Raw genomic sequence first — 18,371 nt, 5'->3', positions numbered from 1 at the left:
CCCCTTGCTTCCTCGGTCTATGGCATCGATCGTATCGGACGAGATGCATGCGACGCAGAAGCGTTCAATTGGTTACTCCGTCATGCCCGGGCTTGTCCCGGGCATCCACGTTTTTCCGAGGGCGCCGCACGGCGTGGATGGCCGGGACAAGCCCGGCCATGACGGCGTGGAGGCAGGACGTTCATGGAACAAGGCAGGGATGGAGCGGCCCAAGCATGGCTGCCATTCAGACTGCGTTTACCTTTGCCGCCGCTCCGCCTCTCACCATGATCGTGCATTAACGGCGTCAGGTTAGGTCAGTCGGATCTGGCCATGATGCTAGGATGCCGGTGACGGCAGGCATGGTCTGGCGGGTGGGTCTACAAGTGAACATCGTCGCAGCAGTGGGGCGTATCCGACGCGGCATCAGCTTCTGGCTGACCGCGCTCGGCCAGGAGGCGATGGACCTGTCGCTCCGAACCCACGCGGAGTTGCGCACGCGCATCGTCGAGAGCCCGGGGACGACCTTGGATGATGCGGCGCTGGCGGCGCTCGTAGCCGATCTCCGCACCATCGCCGGCAAGACGCTGCCGGCCGGCGAGCTCACCTATGGCATTTTTTCAGGCCAGCGCGAGCCGCTCGCGCGCGCCATCATCACCGTGGTGTCGGAGGAGGCGGGCGGCCGGCCGATCGCGTTCAACGCGCTCGCGGTGATGCAGGTCGAGCGCGACGGCGACGCCCAGCAGGTGCTGCATCTCGGACTGGTGATGGTCGACCCGGACGCGCGCGGCAAAGGCCTTTCCGGCGTGCTCTACGGCCTCACCACGCTGCTGCTGTTCATCCGTGACGGCCTGCGGCCGAAATGGATCTCCAACGTTACGCAGGTGCCGGCGGTGGCCGGCATGGTCTGCGAGACCTTCTCCGACGTCTATCCGTCGCCGCTGCCGCAGGCCCGGCCGAGCTTTGCGCATCTTCAGCTCGCGCGCGGCATCATGCGGGCGCATCGGGCGGTGTTCGGCGTCGGCGACGAGGCCGGGTTCGACGAACAGCGCTTCGTCATCACCGACGCCTATACCGGCGGCTCCGACGCGCTCAAGAAGACGTATGACGACGCGCCCAAGCATCGCGACCCCGTCTACAACGGCTTCTGTGCGCGCGAGCTGGACTACGCCAGGGGCGACGATCTGCTGCAGCTCGGCCGGATCGATCTCGCCGCCGCCCGGCGCTATCTGCTGCGCGAGATACCCTCGGACTCGCTGCCGGCGCTGCTGGCGACCTCGGCCGTGCTGGCGCTGCAGCGGATGATCCTGCCGCTGGTGCACTGGCTCGACGACACCAGGACGTTCGGCACCTTGCGTCCGCGCCGGCCGACCGGCGAGCCCACGCCATGACGGCCGGCATCGTTGCCGACTCCATCGTCAACCTCTGCGGCGCGATCGGTCTTGCGGTGGCCGCCGCGATGCTGCACCGGCGCGATCCCCGGGGACCGCTGACGGCGCGGCTCGTCGTTCTGCTCGGGACGGTCGCCTCGCTGTTCCTGCTGCGCGGCGTCGCCTGGTGGACGGACAATGCTGTCCTCGACCGCCTCTCGCTGATTCCGGCGGCGCTGATCCCGCTCGGCGCGCTGGTGGTGACGGAGGGCCTGCTGCGCCGCCACGCGCATCGCATGCTCAAGGCAATTGCCCTTGCCGGCGGCGCGGCTCTCGCGATCGCCGGCGCGCTCGGTCCGGTCGCGTTCGAAAGCCACCACACAATCGTGCTGTCAGCCTTTCAGCTCGCGGGCTTTGCGACCTGCGCCTGGCTGCTGCTTCGCCGCGACCGCGCGAGCCTGCTGGCGTGGGAGAACCGCGCCATCGATCGCGTCGCCTTCGGCGCCATCATGGTCATCCCCTTCATCATCACAGATTTTCGCGTGCTGGCGCCGGGCATGCCGGTGCGGCTCGGCGCATTGGGCGCGCTGCTGGCGGTGACCGCGATCCTGATCGCCGGCGCCAGCGCGGAGACGCAGCGCCAAAGCGGGCTGCTGACGGTGTTGCGGATCCTCGGCGCGGCCTTGCTCGGCGCTGCCGCGGCCGCGCTCTCATCGGAGGTCGACGCGGCGCAACTGATGCGTTTCTGCGCGGTCGCCGTGGCCGGCGTGCTCACGATCGGACTGATCGGCGACGCCTTGCGCGCGGTGCTGCAAGCCCGCGAGCCTGGCGTGCTCGACTCGATCGGGGCGTCGAACGCGGCGACACGCGACGCCCTGATCGCCGAGCTCACGCGCCAGCCGGTCTTCGAGAGCGCGCGCCGTTGCCGCGAGGATGAGCTGATTGCCTATGATCCGCCGCTGCTGCGCGACTTTCTCGCGTCGAGCCGGGTGCTGCGCCGGGCCGATGCGCCGTGGCGGCGGGCGGCCAACGACCCGGCCGTCGAGCGCATGGTGGCGCTGATGGATACGCGGCATGCGACGCATGTGATCGTGCTGTCGCACCGGCCGGTCGATCTCATCGTGCTCGCGGTCTCCGTGATCTCGGCCGATCCGGCCACGGAAACCGCGCTCGCGCTGGTCAGGCGCCTGCTGGTGCAGGCGACCGAGCGAGACGTGATCACGCCCACATGTGATGATGCTGATGCTGTGACATGTCCATCATCGGCCCCTCCATCATCGGGCCGTCCATGACCATGGTTGCCGGAGCGGCGCTGGCGGCGGGCGCCGCGCTCGCCAGCATGATTACGTTCGAGGCGGGCGCCGCCGTGATGGCCGCCAGGACGGCGGCGGCGTCGGCACTGTTGCCGCCGCCGGTGGTCGCCAGCACCTGGCCGATCGTGGTGCCGTCGACATTGTAGGCGCCGCCATTGACCGGGATGTTGTTGCCGCCGACATCGGCTGCGTTCTGGTGCATCTGGTCGGCGGCCGCGGCGACCAGCGCCTTGTTGCCGGCCTGGAAGCCCTCGAGGATCTTGGCGATCTCGGCGCCGAGCGTGCTCTGGTCGCCGAGCAGCTCGTTGTCGAAGCGGGCCTGGAAGATGCCGCCCTGCGCCGCGTCGAAATCGGTGACGTCCTTCTTGAACGTCATCAGGTCGGCGGTGACCTGCGCCATCGCGGCGGCGTCGCCGGCATTGACGGCGGCGATCGCCGCCTTGCCGAGCGCGTTCGACTGGGCGATGAACATGGCCCAGAAATCGGTCTGCGCCTGGTTGTCCTGATAGGCCGGCGTCGGGTTGAGGAAGTCGCCGAAGCCGGTCCAGCCGTTGAGGCCGTTCTGCTGCGCCATGTTGGCGAGATTGGTGTCGCCGGCGACGATGTCGATGATGTCGAGGAAGTCGTCATTGAGCGCGCGGCCGATGTCGACATTGCCGGCCGCGCCGTTGATGTGGGTGTTGACGAGCGCGAGCTGGTCGATGATGGCGAGCGCGTGCACGCCGGTCAGGCCGCCGAACTGCAGCGGGTTGGCGGCGACCAGCGCATTGAGGCCGGCGATCAGCGCGTCGACATCGTCCTGGATGATGTCGACATTGCTGTCGTTGACGCCGCCGATCAGCCGGTTGGCGGCGTCGTTGAAGATCAGGCCGAGCTCGGCCAGCGTGCCCTTGGCGGCGGTTGCGGCCGTCACGCCCTCGGGCAGCAGCGCCGGCGCCTGCAGGAAGCCGGTGACGCCATCGGCGTTGGTGGCCTTGCCGGCGAGGTTCGGATCGTTGTTGACGACGTTGAGGATGTCGAGATGCGCGTTGCGCAGCGCGGTCTCCGCGGCCGCGATGCTGCCGAACGCGCCGCCGCCGGTCACCGACGCCATCGCGGCATCCTGCGCGACCGTGATGTCGGCGAGGATCTTGTTGACGTTGGTCAGCGTCTGCCCGGTGAACTGGTTGGCGGCAACCATCGCCTTCAGGCCATCCTGAATCACGGTGAGATCGCCGGTGTAGTTGTAGACGCTGCCGAGCCCCTGGCCGCCTTCGTCGACCACGTTGCGCCACAGCCCGCCTTCGAGAAAGCGCGTCGCGTCGTTGAACACCACGCCGAGTTCGGCGAAGCCGAGCGCGGGCGTCGGTGGCGTGGGAGTTGTCGGCGTGGGCGGCGTGGGCGTAGGAGGCATCGGCGCCGGCTGGCAGTGATGATTGTGATGGTGGTGGTTGTGATGATGGTGATCGTGGTGACTGTCGTGATGGTGACGATGATGGTGCGACATGTCCGACGTACTCCCTAAGGCTGCGCACCACTGCGGATGAGCCGAGGCACGGGGCGCGGCTGACGCGGGTGCGGATGATGCGGGCTATCTGCTGCCCGCTTCGTGGCTGCTTCGCGCAAGGAATGGGGAATGCGTCTGCGTCAGATTGTCGTGCGGCATACGGGGGGCGCTGCCGCACAGCTGCGACATCTCACCGCTTGACGGGTGAGGGGCCGCTTCAAGAGCACGCGACCCGCGGCGATGTCGCGCCACGGCAAATCAGTGAGTTGCAAGAGCGCTCGACCGTCGCGATTCGGTCGATGCTGGACGTTCCGAACGCACGCGGAGCGCCTTGCGACGATCCGACGCGTCCCGCGAAATGATGCTGAGATCGGGAGCAACGACGGGCCGCCGCTCCGATGTGGCCGGATCATGGCGATTTCTTTGCGAAGGCCGCGAATGCGTCGGCGTAGTCGGCATGCCAGCGCGACAGCGGCGGCCGGTTCTCGACGATGTCGCCCGCGGCCCACAGGATGCGCCGCTCGTCGAGCGCGCGCGGCACGTCGTTGTCAGGGCACAGCACGTAGAAGTCGCCGGCCGCGACGCGCTCCAGCATGAAGTCGACGGTCTGCTCCGGCGTCCACGCGGCGGCCGGCTTCTCGACGCGGCCATTGGCGGTCAGCGGCGTGAACACGAAGCCCGGAATGAACAGATGCGCTGTCACCTGGCAGCCGGGCGTGTTGCGCAGCTCATGCTGCAGCGCCTCGGTGAACGCCTTCACGCCGGCCTTGGAAACGTTGTAGGCGGGATCGCCAGGCGGCGTGGTGATGCCCTGCTTGGAGCCGGTGTTGATGATCAGCGCCGCCCGGCCTTGTGCGATCATGCCGGGGGCGAACACCTGCGCGCCATGGATGATGCCCCACAGGTTGACGCCGAGGATGCGCTGCCAATTGTCGTCGGCAAGCATCTTGCTGCCCGGCTGGATGCCGGCATTGTTCATCAGCACGTCGATCGCGCCGAACCGCTGCCGCACCGCCGTTTCGAGCGCGACCACGCTGTCCCGGCTGCTCACGTCGACCTTGGAGGTCATGACCGCAGCCTCGCCACGCTTGGCCGCAGCCGCGAGCCCGGCGGCGGCGTCGCGCAGCCGGGCCTCGTCGACATCGGCGATGCAGACGTTCATGCCGCGTTCTGCAAAGCGCATGGCGGCGGCGAGCCCGATGCCGGAGGCGCCTCCGGTGATGACGGCGGTGTGGTCGGCGGACAGAGCAGGGTGAGACACGGCAGGTTCTCCGGCATGACGATGAGATGTCGGTGTATGACGTTCCGGCGCGGCCGCAAGATCATCCGGCTGACGGCAAGACGGGTTTTTTGCGGCTACAACGCGAGGCGCATCAGTCCGGTCACAGATGTATCGCGTCGGCTGGAACCGGCTTACGACGCGGTTCTGGCCGCGCGGGCCTTCCGTGGCTTCTCGATGTCGCTGCGCAGCGCGGCGAGATCCTTCTTCACGGCATTGGCCGCGTCGCGCTCGATGCGCCGGTAACGTTCGACCAGCTGCGCGCCGAACGCCGTCAGCGCCGCGCCACCGCCATTGCGGCCGCCGGTCTGCCGCGCGACCGCGGGCTGCCGGCATACCCGGTTGATCTCGTCGACGAGGTCCCAGGCCCGCTTGTAGGACATGTCCATCGCGCGCCCGGCCGCCGAGATCGAGCCGTGCCGCGCGATGTTCTCCAGAAGCGCGATCTTGCCCGGCCCGATCCGGCTGCCGTCATCGAGATCGATGCGCAGGCTGAGCGAGGGCAGGGCGTTCGCTTTCGGCATGGAGGGTCTGCTCATACTGACGTGGGGCGGACATTGCCACCATCATGTTTTGCGAACAAGATGATGCCAATCGACAATCGCAACGACATCTGGGGACGAAATGCTGCCTGCGCTGTTTTCACCGCTCACGATCGGTCCTTATCACCTCAAGCATCGCGTCGTGATGGCGCCGTTGACCCGCATGCGCGCCGCAAAGGAGACGCTCGCGCCGCGGCCGCTCAACGTCGACTATTATGCGCAGCGCGCCACGCCGGGCGGGCTGATCATCGCCGAGGCCTCGCCGGTCGCGCCGACCGGCACCGGTAGCCCGAACGTGCCGGGCATCTATAGCACGGCACAGATCGCCGGCTGGAGGCAGGTCGTCGACGCCGTGCATGCCAAGGGCGGATTCATCTTCCTGCAGCTCTGGCATGTTGGCCGCGTCTCGCATTCCTCGTTCCAGCCGGGCGGTGCGTTGCCGGTGGCGCCGTCGGCGATCGCGATCGGCGACGATCTCAAGGCGATGACGGCGGACGGCAGGCCGGCGGCCTACGAGACGCCGCGGGCGCTGGAGTCCGACGAGATCCCCGCGCTCGTCGCGACTTATGGCCAGGCGGCGCGCAACGCGATCGCGGCGGGCTTCGACGGCGTCGAGGTGCATGGTGCGAACGGCTATCTGATCGAGCAGTTCCTGCAGACCCGCAGCAACCAGCGCACCGACCGCTACGGCGGCTCCATCGAAAACCGCTGCCGCTTCCTGCTCGAGGTGACGGAAGCCGTGATCGCCGCTTGCGGCGCCGACAAGGTCGGCGTGCGGCTGTCGCCCTATGGCATCGCCAACGGCTCCGGCGAAGCCGACCCGATGCCGCTCTACACGCATGCGATCGAGGCGCTGAACAGGCTCGGCATCGCCTATCTGCATCTGATCGAGCCGCGCTCCTCCGGCGCCGGCCGCGCCGACGTCAACTGGCAGAACGTGCCGTCGGCGCTGGCGCTGTTCCGTCCGATCTGGAAGGGCGTGCTGATCGGCGCCGGCGGCTTCACCGGTGAGCCGGCGGAGGCGGCGATCAAGGCGGGCCATGCCGACGCCATCGCTTTCGGCCGCTACTTCATCTCCAATCCGGACCTGCCCGCCCGCCTGCAGCACGGCTGGCCGCTGACGCCCTACAACCGCCCGACCTTCTACGGCGGCGAGGAGAAGGGCTACACGGATTATCCGGTGTATCAGGAGACAGCCGAGGCGTAGCCTCCGCTCTCTCCACGTCATTGCGAGGAGCGAAGCGTACGATGATCGACGCTTCTTCGCTCGTCTCTTTCCACATCGTCATGCCCGGGCTTGTCCCGGGCATCCACGTCCATCCAAGCGTGCCGACCGACGTGGATGGCCGGGACAAGCCCGGCCATGACGTGGTGAGGGCTTGCACCAACAAACAACACCGCGTCGCCGGAGGAACCGCAACATGAAAAACCGCACCACCGGACGTTCGGCCTTCCTCGCGCTGCTCAAGGACGAGGGCATCACGCATCTGTTCGGCAATCCCGGCACCACCGAATTGCCGGTCATGCATGCGCTGAAGGATCATCCCGATCTCACCTACGTCATGGCGATGCAGGAGAGCCTGGTGGTGGCGATCGCCGATGGCTTCAGCCGCGCCTCGGGACGCCTCGTCGCCTGCAACGTTCACGTCGCGCCGGGTCTCGGCAATGCGATGGGCTCGCTCTACAACGCGCAGTTCACCGGCACGCCGATGATCCTCACCGCCGGCCAGCAGGAGCAGGGCCACGGCCTGATGGAGCCATTGCTCTATGGTCCGCTGGTGCGGATGGCCGAGCCGCTGGTGAAATGGGCGGTCGAGGTGACGAGGCTGGAGGACCTGCCGCGCATCATCAGGCGCGCCGCCAAGGTCGCGACCACGCCTCCGACGGGTCCCGTCTTCATCTCGCTGCCCGGCGATATCCTCAATGCCGAAGCCGGCATCGAGCTCGGCCGGTCGACGCGGGTCGATGCGCGCGTGCGGCCGACCGCGGACGCGTTGCAGGGGCTGGCGCAGCGCATTCTCAAGGCGCAGCGGCCGGTGATCATCACCGGCGACGAGATCGTCAAGAGCGATGCGCTGCAGGCCGCCGCGGAGTTCGCCAGCGCGATCGGCGCACCCGTGCATCAGCAGTCCGCGCCCTATGGCGCGCATTTCCTCTCCGAGCATCCCTGCTACATCGGCTCGCTGTCGCGCGCGCAGAAGCAGGTCCGCGATCTCCTGGCGCCGCATGATCTGCTGATCGTGCTCGGCGCCGATCCGTTGCGGATGTCCGTGCACAGCGAGATCGAGCCGCTGCCGGAGGGACTGCCGATCGTGCAGATCGGCTTGGTCGATTGGGAGCTGGGCAAGAACTTCGGCGCCGAGATCGCGCTGAAAGCCGACGTCCGCGAGACGCTCCTGCAGCTCACGCCGCTGCTGCGCGAGGTGGGCGGTTCGTCCCTGCAAGCTACCGCGCAAGCGCGCATCGCGGAGCTGTCGTCGAAGAACTGGAGTGCGCGGCGCCGGACGCTGACCGCTCAGATCGAGACGGCACGCGACAAAACGCCGATCGATCCCGACTATCTCGCGCTGCAGGTGGCCCAGGCCATGCCGGAGCATGGCATCCTGGTCGACGAGGGGCTGACGTCCGCGCGCTACATGACGGCGCTGTGGCCGTACCGCGACCGCTACAACTATCACGGCCTCGCGTCGGGTGGCATCGGCTGGGGCCTGCCGGCCTCGGTCGGCGTCAGCCTCGCCAATCCCGACCGTCCCGTGGTGTGCTACTCCGGCGACGGCAGTGCGATGTATTCGATCCAGGCGCTGTGGACCGCGGCTCACCACAAGCTGCCGCTCTCCGTCGTCATCGTCAACAATGGCGGCTATCGCATCATCAAGCAGCGGCTGCTGTCGTTCCACGGCGACGACAATTATATCGGCATGGACTTTGTCGATCCGCCGGTGGACTTCGCCGGGCTGGCACGATCGCTGGGCTGCGAGTCACTGCGCGTCAGCGATCCCAGTGAGTTGAAGTCGGTGCTGTCGGGGGCCTTCCGGCGGCCGGGCACGAAGCTGATCGAGGTGATGGTGAGCAATGCGGTGAATTGAACAGCTTGGCCTGATGGTTCGAGACGCGCCGCACCTCATCCGCGGCGACCTGCTCGCTCGGTCATGACCATCCGGGGGAAGCGGCGCTCCTCACCATGAGGGTGGAGATCTCGCCAGCCATGAGGGTTAGGATTTCGCCACAAGCTCGGTCCTCGTCCTGAGGAGCCCGCCGCAGGCGGGCGTCTCGAAGGAGGCGGCGGGCGGAGAAGCCGCGAGAAAATTCTTTACGAATATCAGAAGATGTGCTTTATTCCCGAAATTCCGCCTCACACGGAGGGGCGCATCGCGATCGTCACGACACGCGAGGTGGGATGCGACGGCTGTCGGCATGCCGCAGCGTGGGGAGACCCGCGCCGACGAACGGCAGGTTGCGGACGTGAAGGCGTGTGGTCCTGGCGCCCCGATGCTGCGCCAAGTCCGCGGGTGATGATCCCGCAGACGACGGTGGCTATCGAGCCGGACACCGGGGAGAGCGCGCTATAAGCGTGAAAAACCGTCGCGCGGGGAATGCCGGATGTTCGGCTGAACCTGTGGTGACTGCCGCCTGCTTTTCTTTCTGCAGGCGGGCCATGGGTGAGGCCTTCACCCGGCATTCCCCGCGCCCTCCGTCTCGTGAGGGTGTTCATGCCAATAGCTCGGGTGCTCGACCGCACCGCGAGAACGAGAGCGCGTAAGTCGGGGACGGCGACAATGCTGCCCGACGCGTCAAGTCCCAGGCATGGCAGTTCCATAATCCGAGACGCATGCGCTGACCCATTGAATTCAAACCCAGCCTCTTTCGCTCCGCCCACGATCCCGATATGACGCCGCCTTCGTTGTGACTGGAAAAGCGCCATGACCAGGATTGATGCAATCGCCCGTGCCCGTCAAAGCCTGACGAGCGGTGACTTCCTGGCCGAGCTCGGCCGCCGGGTCGCCTATCGCACCGAGAGCCTCAATCCCGAGCGCAGGGACGACCTCGCGGCGTATCTGACCAACGAATTGATGCCGTCCTTTGCCGCGCTCGGCTTTTCCTCCGAGATCGTGCCCTCGCCGAGCGGCAAGTCGCCGTTCCTGATCGCGACCTACCACGAGAGCGACAGCGCCCCGACGATGCTCAGCTATGGCCACGGCGACACCGTCGACGGCATGGCCGGCGAATGGCGCGACGGGCGCGATCCCTGGGCGGTGACGCCGGACGGCAACCGCTTCTACGGCCGCGGCACGGCCGACAACAAGGGCCAGCACAGCATCAATATGGCGGCGCTGCGCGCGGTGCGCGAGGCCCGCGGCGGCAAGCTCGGCTTCAATGCCAAATTCATCATCGAGATGGGCGAGGAGATCGGCTCGCCCGATCTCGCAGAGGTAGCCGATCGGCATCGCGACGCCTTGAAGGCCGACGTCTTCATCGGCTCGGACGGCCCGCGGCTGTCGACCGCGCGCCCCACCATCTTTCTCGGCTGCCGCGGCGGCATCCGGCTGCATCTCGACGTCAACCTGCGCGAGGGCGGCAATCACTCCGGCAATTGGGGCGGCGTGCTCGCCAATCCCGCGACCATTCTCGCCAACGCCATTTCCACGCTGGTCGACGGCCAGGGCCGCATCAAGCTGGAGTCGCTGAAGCCGCCGCGCCTCACCAACGCCATCCGCGCCATCCTCGCCGACGTGAAGGTCGAGCCGACCGCCGACGAGCCGGCGCTGTCCGACAATTGGGGCGAGGACGGGCTGACGCCGGCGGAGCGGCTCTATGCCTGGAATACGCTCGAGGTGCTGGCGATCTCCTCCGGCAATATCGACAAGCCGGCGAATGCGATCCCGGGCCGCGCCCGTGCCGTGCTGCAGCTGCGTTTCGTCGTCGGCACCAAGGTCGACAGCATCGTGGAGGACGTGAAGAACCACCTCGTTGCGCACGGCTTCCCGATGATCGAGGTCAGCATGACGCAGGGCTTCATGGCCTCGCGCGCCGACATCGACAGTCCCTGGATCAAATGGGCCGCGGATTCCATCAAGATGAGCACCGGCAAGGCGCCCGCCGTGCTGCCGAATTTCGGCGGCTCGCTGCCCAATGACGTGTTTGCCGACGTGTTGAAGATGCCGACCATGTGGGTGCCGCATTCCTATCCGGGCTGCTCGCAGCACGCGCCGGATGAGCACATTCTGCTGGATGTCACGGAGGAGGCGCTCGGCCTGATGGCCGGGCTGTTCTGGGATCTTGGCGAATTGCGGAAGCCGCTGTGAGCGAGGTTTCGTACCGATGCGCACAGGTTGCACGGCTGGCTCGGTCAGCGCCTCTCCCCGCTTGCGGGGAGAGGTCGGATTGCATCGAAGATGCAATCCGGGTGAGGGGGTACAGGTGTCACCACGCACACTTGCCGTGCGTCTGCCCCTCACCCCAACCCTCTCCCCGTGAAGAACGGGGAGAGGGAGCGCACCGCCGGCGCCGCGAAGGCTCGGCTCTCACCAAGAGATCCGCTCGCGAGCACTGGAACTCGAGGTGCGAGCTGATGAGCTGGCCGCACGCCCGAGTCAGACTTTCGTCGGGTCGCCCGACCGCCGCGGCCCTCGTAGTTTACCATCACGGCGTTTGGCGCTGCGGGATCAGCCCGCAAGCCTTGTCCAAAGGGGCACAGCGCAGGCAATTTGTCGCAAGCGTCCGAGAACTTCCCGCCGCGGGGCGGTCTATGGTGCCCGCGCTCGTCCGGCCGGAGATCGTCCGGGGGCGGGGGCCATTTTGAGTTCGCTGTGGTTTATGCAAGCATCCGGCGATCAGCCGGATTGAGGAGATCAGTTATGAAGCAGCTTCGCCTATTCGGTCTTGCCGTCGCCGCCGCGCTCTGCGCCGGCCAGGTGCAGGCCGAGGACCTGACGGGGACCCTGAAGAACATCAAGGAGACCGGTGCGATCACGCTGGGCGTGCGCGACTCCTCGATCCCGTTCTCCTATCTCGACGACAATCAGAAGCCGATCGGCTTTGCCATCGACATCTGCATGGGCATCGTCGATGCCGTGAAGAAGGAGCTCAAGCTCGACAAGCTCGACGTGAAGCTCAATCCGGTGACGTCGTCGACCCGCATCCCGCTGCTCGCCAACGGCACCATCGATCTGGAATGCGGCTCCACCACCAACAATGCCGAGCGCCAGAAGCAGATCTCCTTCACCAACACCCACTTCCTGACGGCGAGCCGCTACGTCTCGAAGAAGTCGAGCAACATCAACAAGATTGATGATCTGAAGGGCAAGACGGTCGTGTCGACTGCCGGCACCACCAACATCAAGCAGCTCACCGAAGCCAATGCCGCACGCAATCTTGGGATCAACATCATCCCGGCCAAGGATCACGCCGAAGCCTTCCTGATGGTCGAGACCGATCGCGCCGTGGCCTTCGTGATGGACGACATCCTGCTGTCGAGCCTCGTCGCCAGCTCCAAGGATCCGGCCGCCTACGTCATCTCCAAGGATGCGTTCTCCAAGCCGGAGCCCTACGGCATCATGCTCCGCAAGGACGATCCGCAGTTCAAGAAGGTCGTCGATGCCGCGACCGCCAAGATCTACACCAGCGGCGAGGGCGCCAAGCTGTATGACAAGTGGTTCATGCAGAAGATCCCGCCGAAGGGCCTGAACCTGAACACCCCGATGTCGGCCGAGCTGAAGGCCGAGTTCGCCAAGCCGTCGGACTCGCCGGATCCGGACTCGTACAAGCCGTAAGCTGGACACAACTCGCGCGGCGAACTCGCTGCGCTCCCCTCCCCCTTGCGGGGAGGGGTCGGGGGTGGGGGTCTCAGCAAAGACTCTCCGTGTGGACCCCCCACCCCGACCCTCCCCCGCAAGGGGGGAGGGAGCGCAGCGTCGCTGGTGGCGACGTTCCGCAATCCGACTGCGAGCCAATCTTCTCAGGACACCCCCGTGAACTACACCTGGAACTGGCACATCTTCCTGGAGCCGAACCCGACCGGGGCCGGAACCTATTTCGACATGTTGCTGGCGGGGCTGAAGGTCACCATCGTGACCTCGCTGTCGGCCTGGGTGATCGCGCTGATCTGCGGCACGATCGTTGGCATCCTGCGCAGTCTGCCCTCGAAATTGGCGACCTGGATCGGCTTCGTCTATGTCGAGTTCTTCCGCAACATGCCGCTGCTGGTGCAGCTGTTCCTGTGGTTCTTCGTGCTGCCCGAGTTGCTGCCGCGAACCGCCGGCCTGTGGCTGAAACAGATGCCGAATGCGCCGTTCTATACGGCCGCGGTCGGCATCGGGCTGTTCATGTCGGCGCGCGTCGCGGTGCAGCTCGCGGCCGGCATCGGCTCGCTGCCGCGCGGCCAGATGATGGCGGCGACCGCGCTCGGCCTCACCACCTTGCAGGCCTATCGCTACGTGCTGCTGCCGATGGCCTTCCGCATCATCCTGCCGCCGCTGACGTCCGAATTTCTCAACACGGTCAAGAACAGCGCCGTGGCGATCACGATCGGTCTGATCGAGCTGACGGGCGCCGCCCGCGAGATGCAGGAATTCTCCTTCCAGGTGTTCGAGGCGTTCAGCGCCGCAACGCTGATGTATCTCGTCATCAACGTCATCGTCGTGATCGGCATGCGCCTGCTGGAGCGCGCGGTGGCGATCCCTGGCTACATCACGGGCAAATGAGATGCTGGCCAATTTCGATTTCGACGTCATCCGCCGCTCGCTGAGCTACCTGTTCATCGACGGCATGACCTTCACCTTGACGCTGACCGCGCTGTCGGCTTTTGGCGGTCTCGTCTTCGGCACCATGATCGCGCTGATGCGGCTGTCCGGCTATCGCGTGATGGGCTGGATCGCCGGGCTCTATGTCGACTTCATGCGCTCGCTGCCGCTGGTGCTGGTGATCTTCTGGTTCTACTTCCTGGTCCCCTATATCGGGCAGTGGATCACCGGATCGTCGCGGCCGATCAAGGTCGGCGCCTTCGCCTCCTCGCTGATCACCTTCATCATGTTCGAGGCGGCGTATTTCTCCGAGATCATGCGCGCCGGCATCCAGTCGATCTCGCGCGGTCAGCCGGCCGCGGCCTCGGCGCTCGGACTGACCTATGCGCAGACCATGCGCTACGTCGTGCTGCCGCAGGCGTTCCGCAACATGCTGCCGGTGCTGCTGACCCAGACCATCGTGCTGTTCCAGGACACTTCGCTGGTCTACGTGCTCTCGATCCCGGACTTCCTCGGCGCCGCCTCCAAGGTCGCGCAGCGCGACGGCCGGCTGGTCGAGATGTATCTGTTCGCGGCCCTGATCTACTTCACCATCTCCTGCATCGCGTCCTACGGCGTCCGCCGCCTGCAGTCGCGCATCGCCATCATCAGGTAGTCGGCTCCCATGATCGAAATCAGCCACGTCAACAAATGGTACAGCCCGAGCTTCCAGGTGCTGAAGGACTGCACGACATCGGTCGCCAAGGGCGAGGTGGTGGTGGTCTGCGGTCCCTCCGGCTCCGGCAAGTCGACCCTCATCAAATGCGTCAACGCGCTGGAGCCGTTCCAGGACGGCACGATCACGATCGATGGTCTCAAGGTCAATGATCCCAAGACCAACCTGCCGAAGCTGCGCTCGCGCGTCGGCATGGTGTTCCAGCATTTCGAGCTGTTTCCGCATCTGAAGATCATCGAAAATCTCTGCCTCGCCCAGCAGAAGGTGCTGGGGCGCGGCCACGAGGAAGCGACCGCCAAGGGCATGAAGCTGCTGGAGCGCGTCGGGCTGAAGGAGCAGGCGCAGAAATTTCCGGCGCAGCTCTCGGGCGGCCAGCAGCAGCGTGTCGCGATCGCGCGTGCGCTCGCCATGGACCCGATCGCGATGCTGTTCGACGAGCCGACCTCGGCGCTCGATCCGGAGATGATCAGCGAGGTGCTCGACGTCATGGTCGATCTCGCCCGCGAGGGCATGACCATGATGGTCGTGACCCACGAGATGGGGTTTGCCAGGAAGGTCGCCCACCGCGTCATCTTCATGGACCGCGGCGAGATCGTCGAGGACGCCAAGAAGGATGAGTTCTTCGGCCAGCCCCGCAGCGAGCGCGCGCAGCAGTTCTTGTCGAAGATTTTGTCGCACTAGTTAGACCCGTCATTCCGGGTTCGATGCTGCGCATCGCCCCGGAATGACGGCGAGAAAAACGATCGGCGCATGCTAAGGACTATGCGTGCGCTGATGAGAAAGGAGATACCGCCTTGGACCCCATCGCTTACGTCAACGGCGCCTTCGTGCCCCTGTCCGAGGCCAAGGTCTCGGTGCTCGATCGCGGCTTCCTGTTCGCCGACGGCATCTATGAGGTGGCGGCGGTGCTCGACGGCAAGCTGGTCGACAGCGCCTCGCACCTCGCCCGGCTGGAGCGCTCGGTCGGCGAGATCGGGCTGGCGCTGCCGGAGAGCCTGGCGCGAATCGAGGCGCTGCAGAAGGAGCTGGTCGCGCGCAACCGGCTCGACCAGGGCATGGTCTATCTGCAGGTCACGCGGGGCGCTGACAAGGGCCGCGACTTCCCGTTTCCGAAAGGCGACGTCAAGCCGACGCTGGTGATGTTCGTGACCGCCAAGAACATCGTCGATGCACCCTCGGCGACGGCGGGCATCGGCGTCATCACCGTGCCCGACATCCGCTGGGCGCGGCGCGACATCAAGAGCGTCGCGCTGCTGGCGCAGGTGCTGGCGAAGCAGGCGGCTGCGGCCGCCGGCGCTGGAGAGGCCTGGATGGTCGAGGATGGTCACGTGACCGAGGGCGGCTCGTCCTCCGCCTTCATCCTGACCAAGGACGACGTCATCGTCACCAGGCCGAACTCCAACGCCATCCTGCCGGGCTGCACCCGCAAGGCGGTGGTGAAGCTCGCCGAGGAGCGTCAGCTCAAGGTCGAGGAGCGGCTGTTCACCGTGGAGGAGGCGCTCGCGGCGAAGGAGGCCTTCATCACCAGCGCGAGCTCGTTCGTGCAGCCGGTGGTCACGATCGACGGCAAGCCGGTCGGCGACGGCAAGCCTGGCCCGGTCGCGGCGCGGCTGCGCGAGATCTATGTCGATTTTGCGCGCGCGACGGCGGTGTAGTTCGACGAGAGAGCAGATGCAGCATCGAAACCCGTTTGCTTCGTCCGGCGCTTTGCTATCGTGGCGGCGAACCAAACAAAAACGGGGAGGCGTTTCGATGCGGTATCGCTTGTGCGGGCTTGCGGCCGGACTGTTGATTGCGGGCGCGAGCTGGGGGACGGCATTCGCCGATGACGGCTGGGTGACGGCATTCGCCGATGACGGCTGGGTGACCCTGGTCGACGGTGACAAGAAGGTCGAATTCGCCGAGGTCGGCAAGGCCAATTGGGAGGCGAAGGACGGCGTGCTGATGGCCGACAAGCTCGACGGCAAGGATCCGTCCTATCTGGTCACCAAGGCCAGCTACAAGGATTTCCAGATCACGGCCGAGTTCTGGGTCGACGACGCCGCCAACAGCGGCATCTTCATCCGTTGCGACCAGTCGGCGAAGATCGACTCCAACATCTGCTACGAGGTCAACATCTTCGACAAGCGGCCCGATCCGAAATACGGCACCGGCGCCATCGTCGACGTGTCCAAGGTCGATCCGATGCCGAAGGCCGGCGGCAAGTGGAACACCTACGAGATCACCGCCAAGGGCACGCGGCTGACCGTGATGCTCAACGGCGAGAAGACCGCCGACGTCGACGACAGCAAGCATGCTGCGGGGCCGATCGCCCTGCAATACGGCTCGGGCGTCGTAAAGTTCAAGAAGGTGCAGATCAAGCCGCTATAGCGGTGCATTCCGGGCAGCGGCGCTGACCGCGGCTCGCGCGGTAAAGGCCCTTGCAGTACCAATGGCGCGCGATCATCTGCAGAGGATGGCGGGCCAGCCTGGCCAGCGTCACCAGTTCGAGCATGGCGGGCATTGCGGACTCCCTCACTTTCTTCCGACGAGATGGGGCGGCGCTTCGGTGACGGAAGTGCCGCCCCAGTCGCGTCAGCCATGCAGCTTCTTTGCGGTCTCGGCGATCACGCGCCCTTGATAGCGCGCCCCCGCCAGCTCGTTCTCGCTCGGCAGCCGGCTGCCGTCGCCGCCAGTGATGGTGGTCGCGCCATAGGGCGAGCCGCCGGTGATCTCGTCGAGCTTCATCTGGCCGGCGAAGCCGTAGTTGAGGCCGACGATGGTCATGCCGAAATGCAAGAGGTTGGTGATGATCGAGAACAGCGTGACCTCCTGGCCGCCATGCTGGGTCGCGGTCGAGGTGAAGGCGCCGCCGACCTTGCCGTTCAGCGCGCCCTTGGCCCAGAGGCCGCCGGCCTGGTCGAGGAAGTTGGCCATCTGCGAGGCCATGCGACCGAAGCGGGTGCCGGTGCCGACGATGATGGCGTCATAGTTGGCGAGCTCCTCGACCTTGGCGATCGGTGCGGCCTGGTCGAGCTTGTAGTGCGAGGCCTTGGCGACGTCGGCGGGCACGAGCTCCGGCACGCGCTTGATGTCGACGGCGGCGCCGGCTTCGCGGGCGCCTTCGGCGACGGCGTTGGCCATCGCTTCGATGTGGCCGTAGGCGGAATAGTAGAGAACGAGAACCTTGGTCATGGAAGTCTCCGTGGGAATGCGAGTGATCGGGGAGGGCGTCCCGGCCGGAGAGCCGACCGGGATCGCGAAACAGACTTAAGCGGCGTCGACCAGCACCAGTTCGGAATCTTCGAGCGCCGTGATCTTCAGCGTGGCCTCGTCGCGGATGGCGGCGCCGTCACGAGCGTTGACGCGGACGCCGTTCACTTCGACGCTTCCGGCGGCAGGCACGAGATAGATATGCCGGGCCTTGTCGGCATCGTACTCGGCGGTCTCGCCGGCCTTCAGTGTGGTGCCGAGTACGCGTGCCTTGGCGCGGATCGGCAACGCGTCGCCGTCATCTGCGAAGCCGCTCGCGAGCGTCACCAGCTTGCCGGAGCGATCGGACTTCGGGAACGGCTTGGCGCCCCAGGTCGGCTGGCCGCCGTCGGTGGTCGGCTCGATCCAGATCTGGAAGATCCGGGTCGTGGTCGGCTCGAGATTGTACTCGGAGTGGCGGATGCCGCTGCCCGCACTCATCACCTGGACGTCGCCGGCCTCGGTGCGGCCCTTGTTGCCGAGGCTGTCCTGATGGGTGATCGCGCCCTCGCGGACATAGGTGATGATCTCCATGTTGCGATGGGGATGCGCGGGGAAGCCGGTGTTCGGTGCGATCTCGTCATCGTTCCAGACGCGCAGGGCGCCGTGGCCCATGTTGCTGGGGTCGTAGTAGCTCGCGAACGAGAAATGGTGCTTGGCCTTGAGCCAGCCGTGGTCGGCGCCGCCCAGCGCCGCAAAGGGCTTCAGTTCGATCAT

General features: G+C 66.3%; 18 protein-coding genes. 12 read left to right on the top strand and 6 right to left on the bottom strand.

Annotated elements, in window-relative coordinates:
- Window positions 1-365: 365 nt before the first annotated feature.
- Complete coding sequence (locus ACQR2C_RS03585) at window positions 366-1,370, top strand: hypothetical protein (protein WP_315802164.1); 1,005 nt, start codon at window positions 366-368, stop codon at window positions 1,368-1,370.
- Window positions 1,367-2,641: a hypothetical protein gene (locus tag ACQR2C_RS03580; RefSeq protein ID WP_434880444.1), complete on the top strand. Its 1,275-nt coding sequence runs from the start codon at window positions 1,367-1,369 to the stop codon at window positions 2,639-2,641. Before ACQR2C_RS03585 ends, ACQR2C_RS03580 begins: the two co-directional genes overlap by 4 nt.
- Here the strand turns inward: ACQR2C_RS03580 and ACQR2C_RS03575 are convergent.
- The 3 genes from ACQR2C_RS03575 to ACQR2C_RS03565 all read right to left on the bottom strand — a co-directional run bounded on the left by ACQR2C_RS03575 (window position 2,568) and on the right by ACQR2C_RS03565 (window position 5,951).
- Entirely contained in the window at window positions 2,568-4,148 is a 1,581-nt protein-coding gene (locus ACQR2C_RS03575; protein WP_434880443.1) for a hypothetical protein, read from the bottom strand. The genes ACQR2C_RS03580 and ACQR2C_RS03575 overlap by 74 nt on opposite strands.
- Before the next feature lie 409 nt (window positions 4,149-4,557).
- Window positions 4,558-5,409: an SDR family NAD(P)-dependent oxidoreductase gene (locus tag ACQR2C_RS03570; protein ID WP_434880442.1), complete on the bottom strand. Its 852-nt coding sequence runs from the start codon at window positions 5,407-5,409 to the stop codon at window positions 4,558-4,560.
- 152 nt (window positions 5,410-5,561) lie between these two features.
- Window positions 5,562-5,951 (bottom strand): winged helix-turn-helix domain-containing protein, encoded by a 390-nt coding sequence (locus ACQR2C_RS03565; protein WP_316179535.1) that lies wholly within the window; start codon window positions 5,949-5,951, stop codon window positions 5,562-5,564.
- A 100-nt stretch (window positions 5,952-6,051) separates the two neighbouring features.
- Between ACQR2C_RS03565 and ACQR2C_RS03560 the strand changes: the two genes are divergently transcribed.
- The 10 genes from ACQR2C_RS03560 (at window position 6,052) to ACQR2C_RS03515 (ending at window position 16,793) form a co-directional block, all read left to right on the top strand.
- Window positions 6,052-7,176 (top strand): alkene reductase, encoded by a 1,125-nt coding sequence (locus ACQR2C_RS03560; RefSeq protein WP_434880441.1) that lies wholly within the window; start codon window positions 6,052-6,054, stop codon window positions 7,174-7,176.
- Window positions 7,177-7,217: 41 nt separating this feature from the next.
- A complete protein-coding gene (locus ACQR2C_RS03555) occupies window positions 7,218-7,394 on the top strand; it encodes a hypothetical protein (protein WP_434880440.1) in 177 nt (58 codons plus the stop codon).
- Complete coding sequence (locus tag ACQR2C_RS03550; RefSeq protein ID WP_434880439.1) at window positions 7,391-9,055, top strand: thiamine pyrophosphate-binding protein; 1,665 nt, start codon at window positions 7,391-7,393, stop codon at window positions 9,053-9,055. Before ACQR2C_RS03555 ends, ACQR2C_RS03550 begins: the two co-directional genes overlap by 4 nt.
- A gap of 834 nt (window positions 9,056-9,889) precedes the next feature.
- A complete protein-coding gene (locus ACQR2C_RS03545) occupies window positions 9,890-11,272 on the top strand; it encodes a M20 family metallopeptidase (RefSeq protein ID WP_434880438.1) in 1,383 nt (460 codons plus the stop codon).
- Between the two features lie 552 nt (window positions 11,273-11,824).
- The gene (locus tag ACQR2C_RS03540) at window positions 11,825-12,739 is read left to right on the top strand and encodes an amino acid ABC transporter substrate-binding protein (protein WP_316217154.1); all 915 of its coding nucleotides are present in this window, start codon (window positions 11,825-11,827) and stop codon (window positions 12,737-12,739) included.
- Between the two features lie 198 nt (window positions 12,740-12,937).
- Window positions 12,938-13,669: an amino acid ABC transporter permease gene (locus tag ACQR2C_RS03535; RefSeq protein ID WP_434880437.1), complete on the top strand. Its 732-nt coding sequence runs from the start codon at window positions 12,938-12,940 to the stop codon at window positions 13,667-13,669.
- Window position 13,670: 1 nt separating this feature from the next.
- Complete coding sequence (locus tag ACQR2C_RS03530) at window positions 13,671-14,363, top strand: amino acid ABC transporter permease (RefSeq protein ID WP_315801875.1); 693 nt, start codon at window positions 13,671-13,673, stop codon at window positions 14,361-14,363.
- A gap of 9 nt (window positions 14,364-14,372) precedes the next feature.
- Window positions 14,373-15,104, top strand: coding sequence for an amino acid ABC transporter ATP-binding protein (locus ACQR2C_RS03525; RefSeq protein WP_316179526.1), 732 nt, complete (start codon window positions 14,373-14,375; stop codon window positions 15,102-15,104).
- A gap of 113 nt (window positions 15,105-15,217) precedes the next feature.
- Window positions 15,218-16,078 carry a D-amino-acid transaminase gene (locus ACQR2C_RS03520; protein WP_315801877.1) on the top strand — a complete coding sequence of 287 codons (861 nt, stop codon included), beginning with the start codon at window positions 15,218-15,220 and terminating at the stop codon, window positions 16,076-16,078.
- A gap of 97 nt (window positions 16,079-16,175) precedes the next feature.
- The gene (locus ACQR2C_RS03515) at window positions 16,176-16,793 is read left to right on the top strand and encodes a 3-keto-disaccharide hydrolase (RefSeq protein WP_434880436.1); all 618 of its coding nucleotides are present in this window, start codon (window positions 16,176-16,178) and stop codon (window positions 16,791-16,793) included.
- On the opposite strand, the gene ACQR2C_RS03510 is transcribed toward ACQR2C_RS03515, so the two are convergent.
- The 3 genes from ACQR2C_RS03510 to ACQR2C_RS03500 all read right to left on the bottom strand — a co-directional run bounded on the left by ACQR2C_RS03510 (window position 16,780) and on the right by ACQR2C_RS03500 (window position 18,371).
- Window positions 16,780-16,926, bottom strand: coding sequence for a hypothetical protein (locus tag ACQR2C_RS03510; protein ID WP_434880435.1), 147 nt, complete (start codon window positions 16,924-16,926; stop codon window positions 16,780-16,782). The genes ACQR2C_RS03515 and ACQR2C_RS03510 overlap by 14 nt on opposite strands.
- 71 nt (window positions 16,927-16,997) lie before the next feature.
- Window positions 16,998-17,597, bottom strand: coding sequence for an NAD(P)H:quinone oxidoreductase (gene wrbA / locus ACQR2C_RS03505; protein ID WP_315801880.1), 600 nt, complete (start codon window positions 17,595-17,597; stop codon window positions 16,998-17,000).
- A 75-nt stretch (window positions 17,598-17,672) separates the two neighbouring features.
- Complete coding sequence (locus ACQR2C_RS03500; RefSeq protein WP_315801881.1) at window positions 17,673-18,371, bottom strand: pirin family protein; 699 nt, start codon at window positions 18,369-18,371, stop codon at window positions 17,673-17,675.

It is taken from the genome of Bradyrhizobium sp. HKCCYLRH3061 (assembly GCF_051168015.1).
Taxonomy (GTDB): Bacteria; Pseudomonadota; Alphaproteobacteria; order Rhizobiales; family Xanthobacteraceae; genus Bradyrhizobium.
Note: the sequence above shows the minus strand (reverse complement) of the source record. Positions and strands in the feature narration are given on the sequence as shown.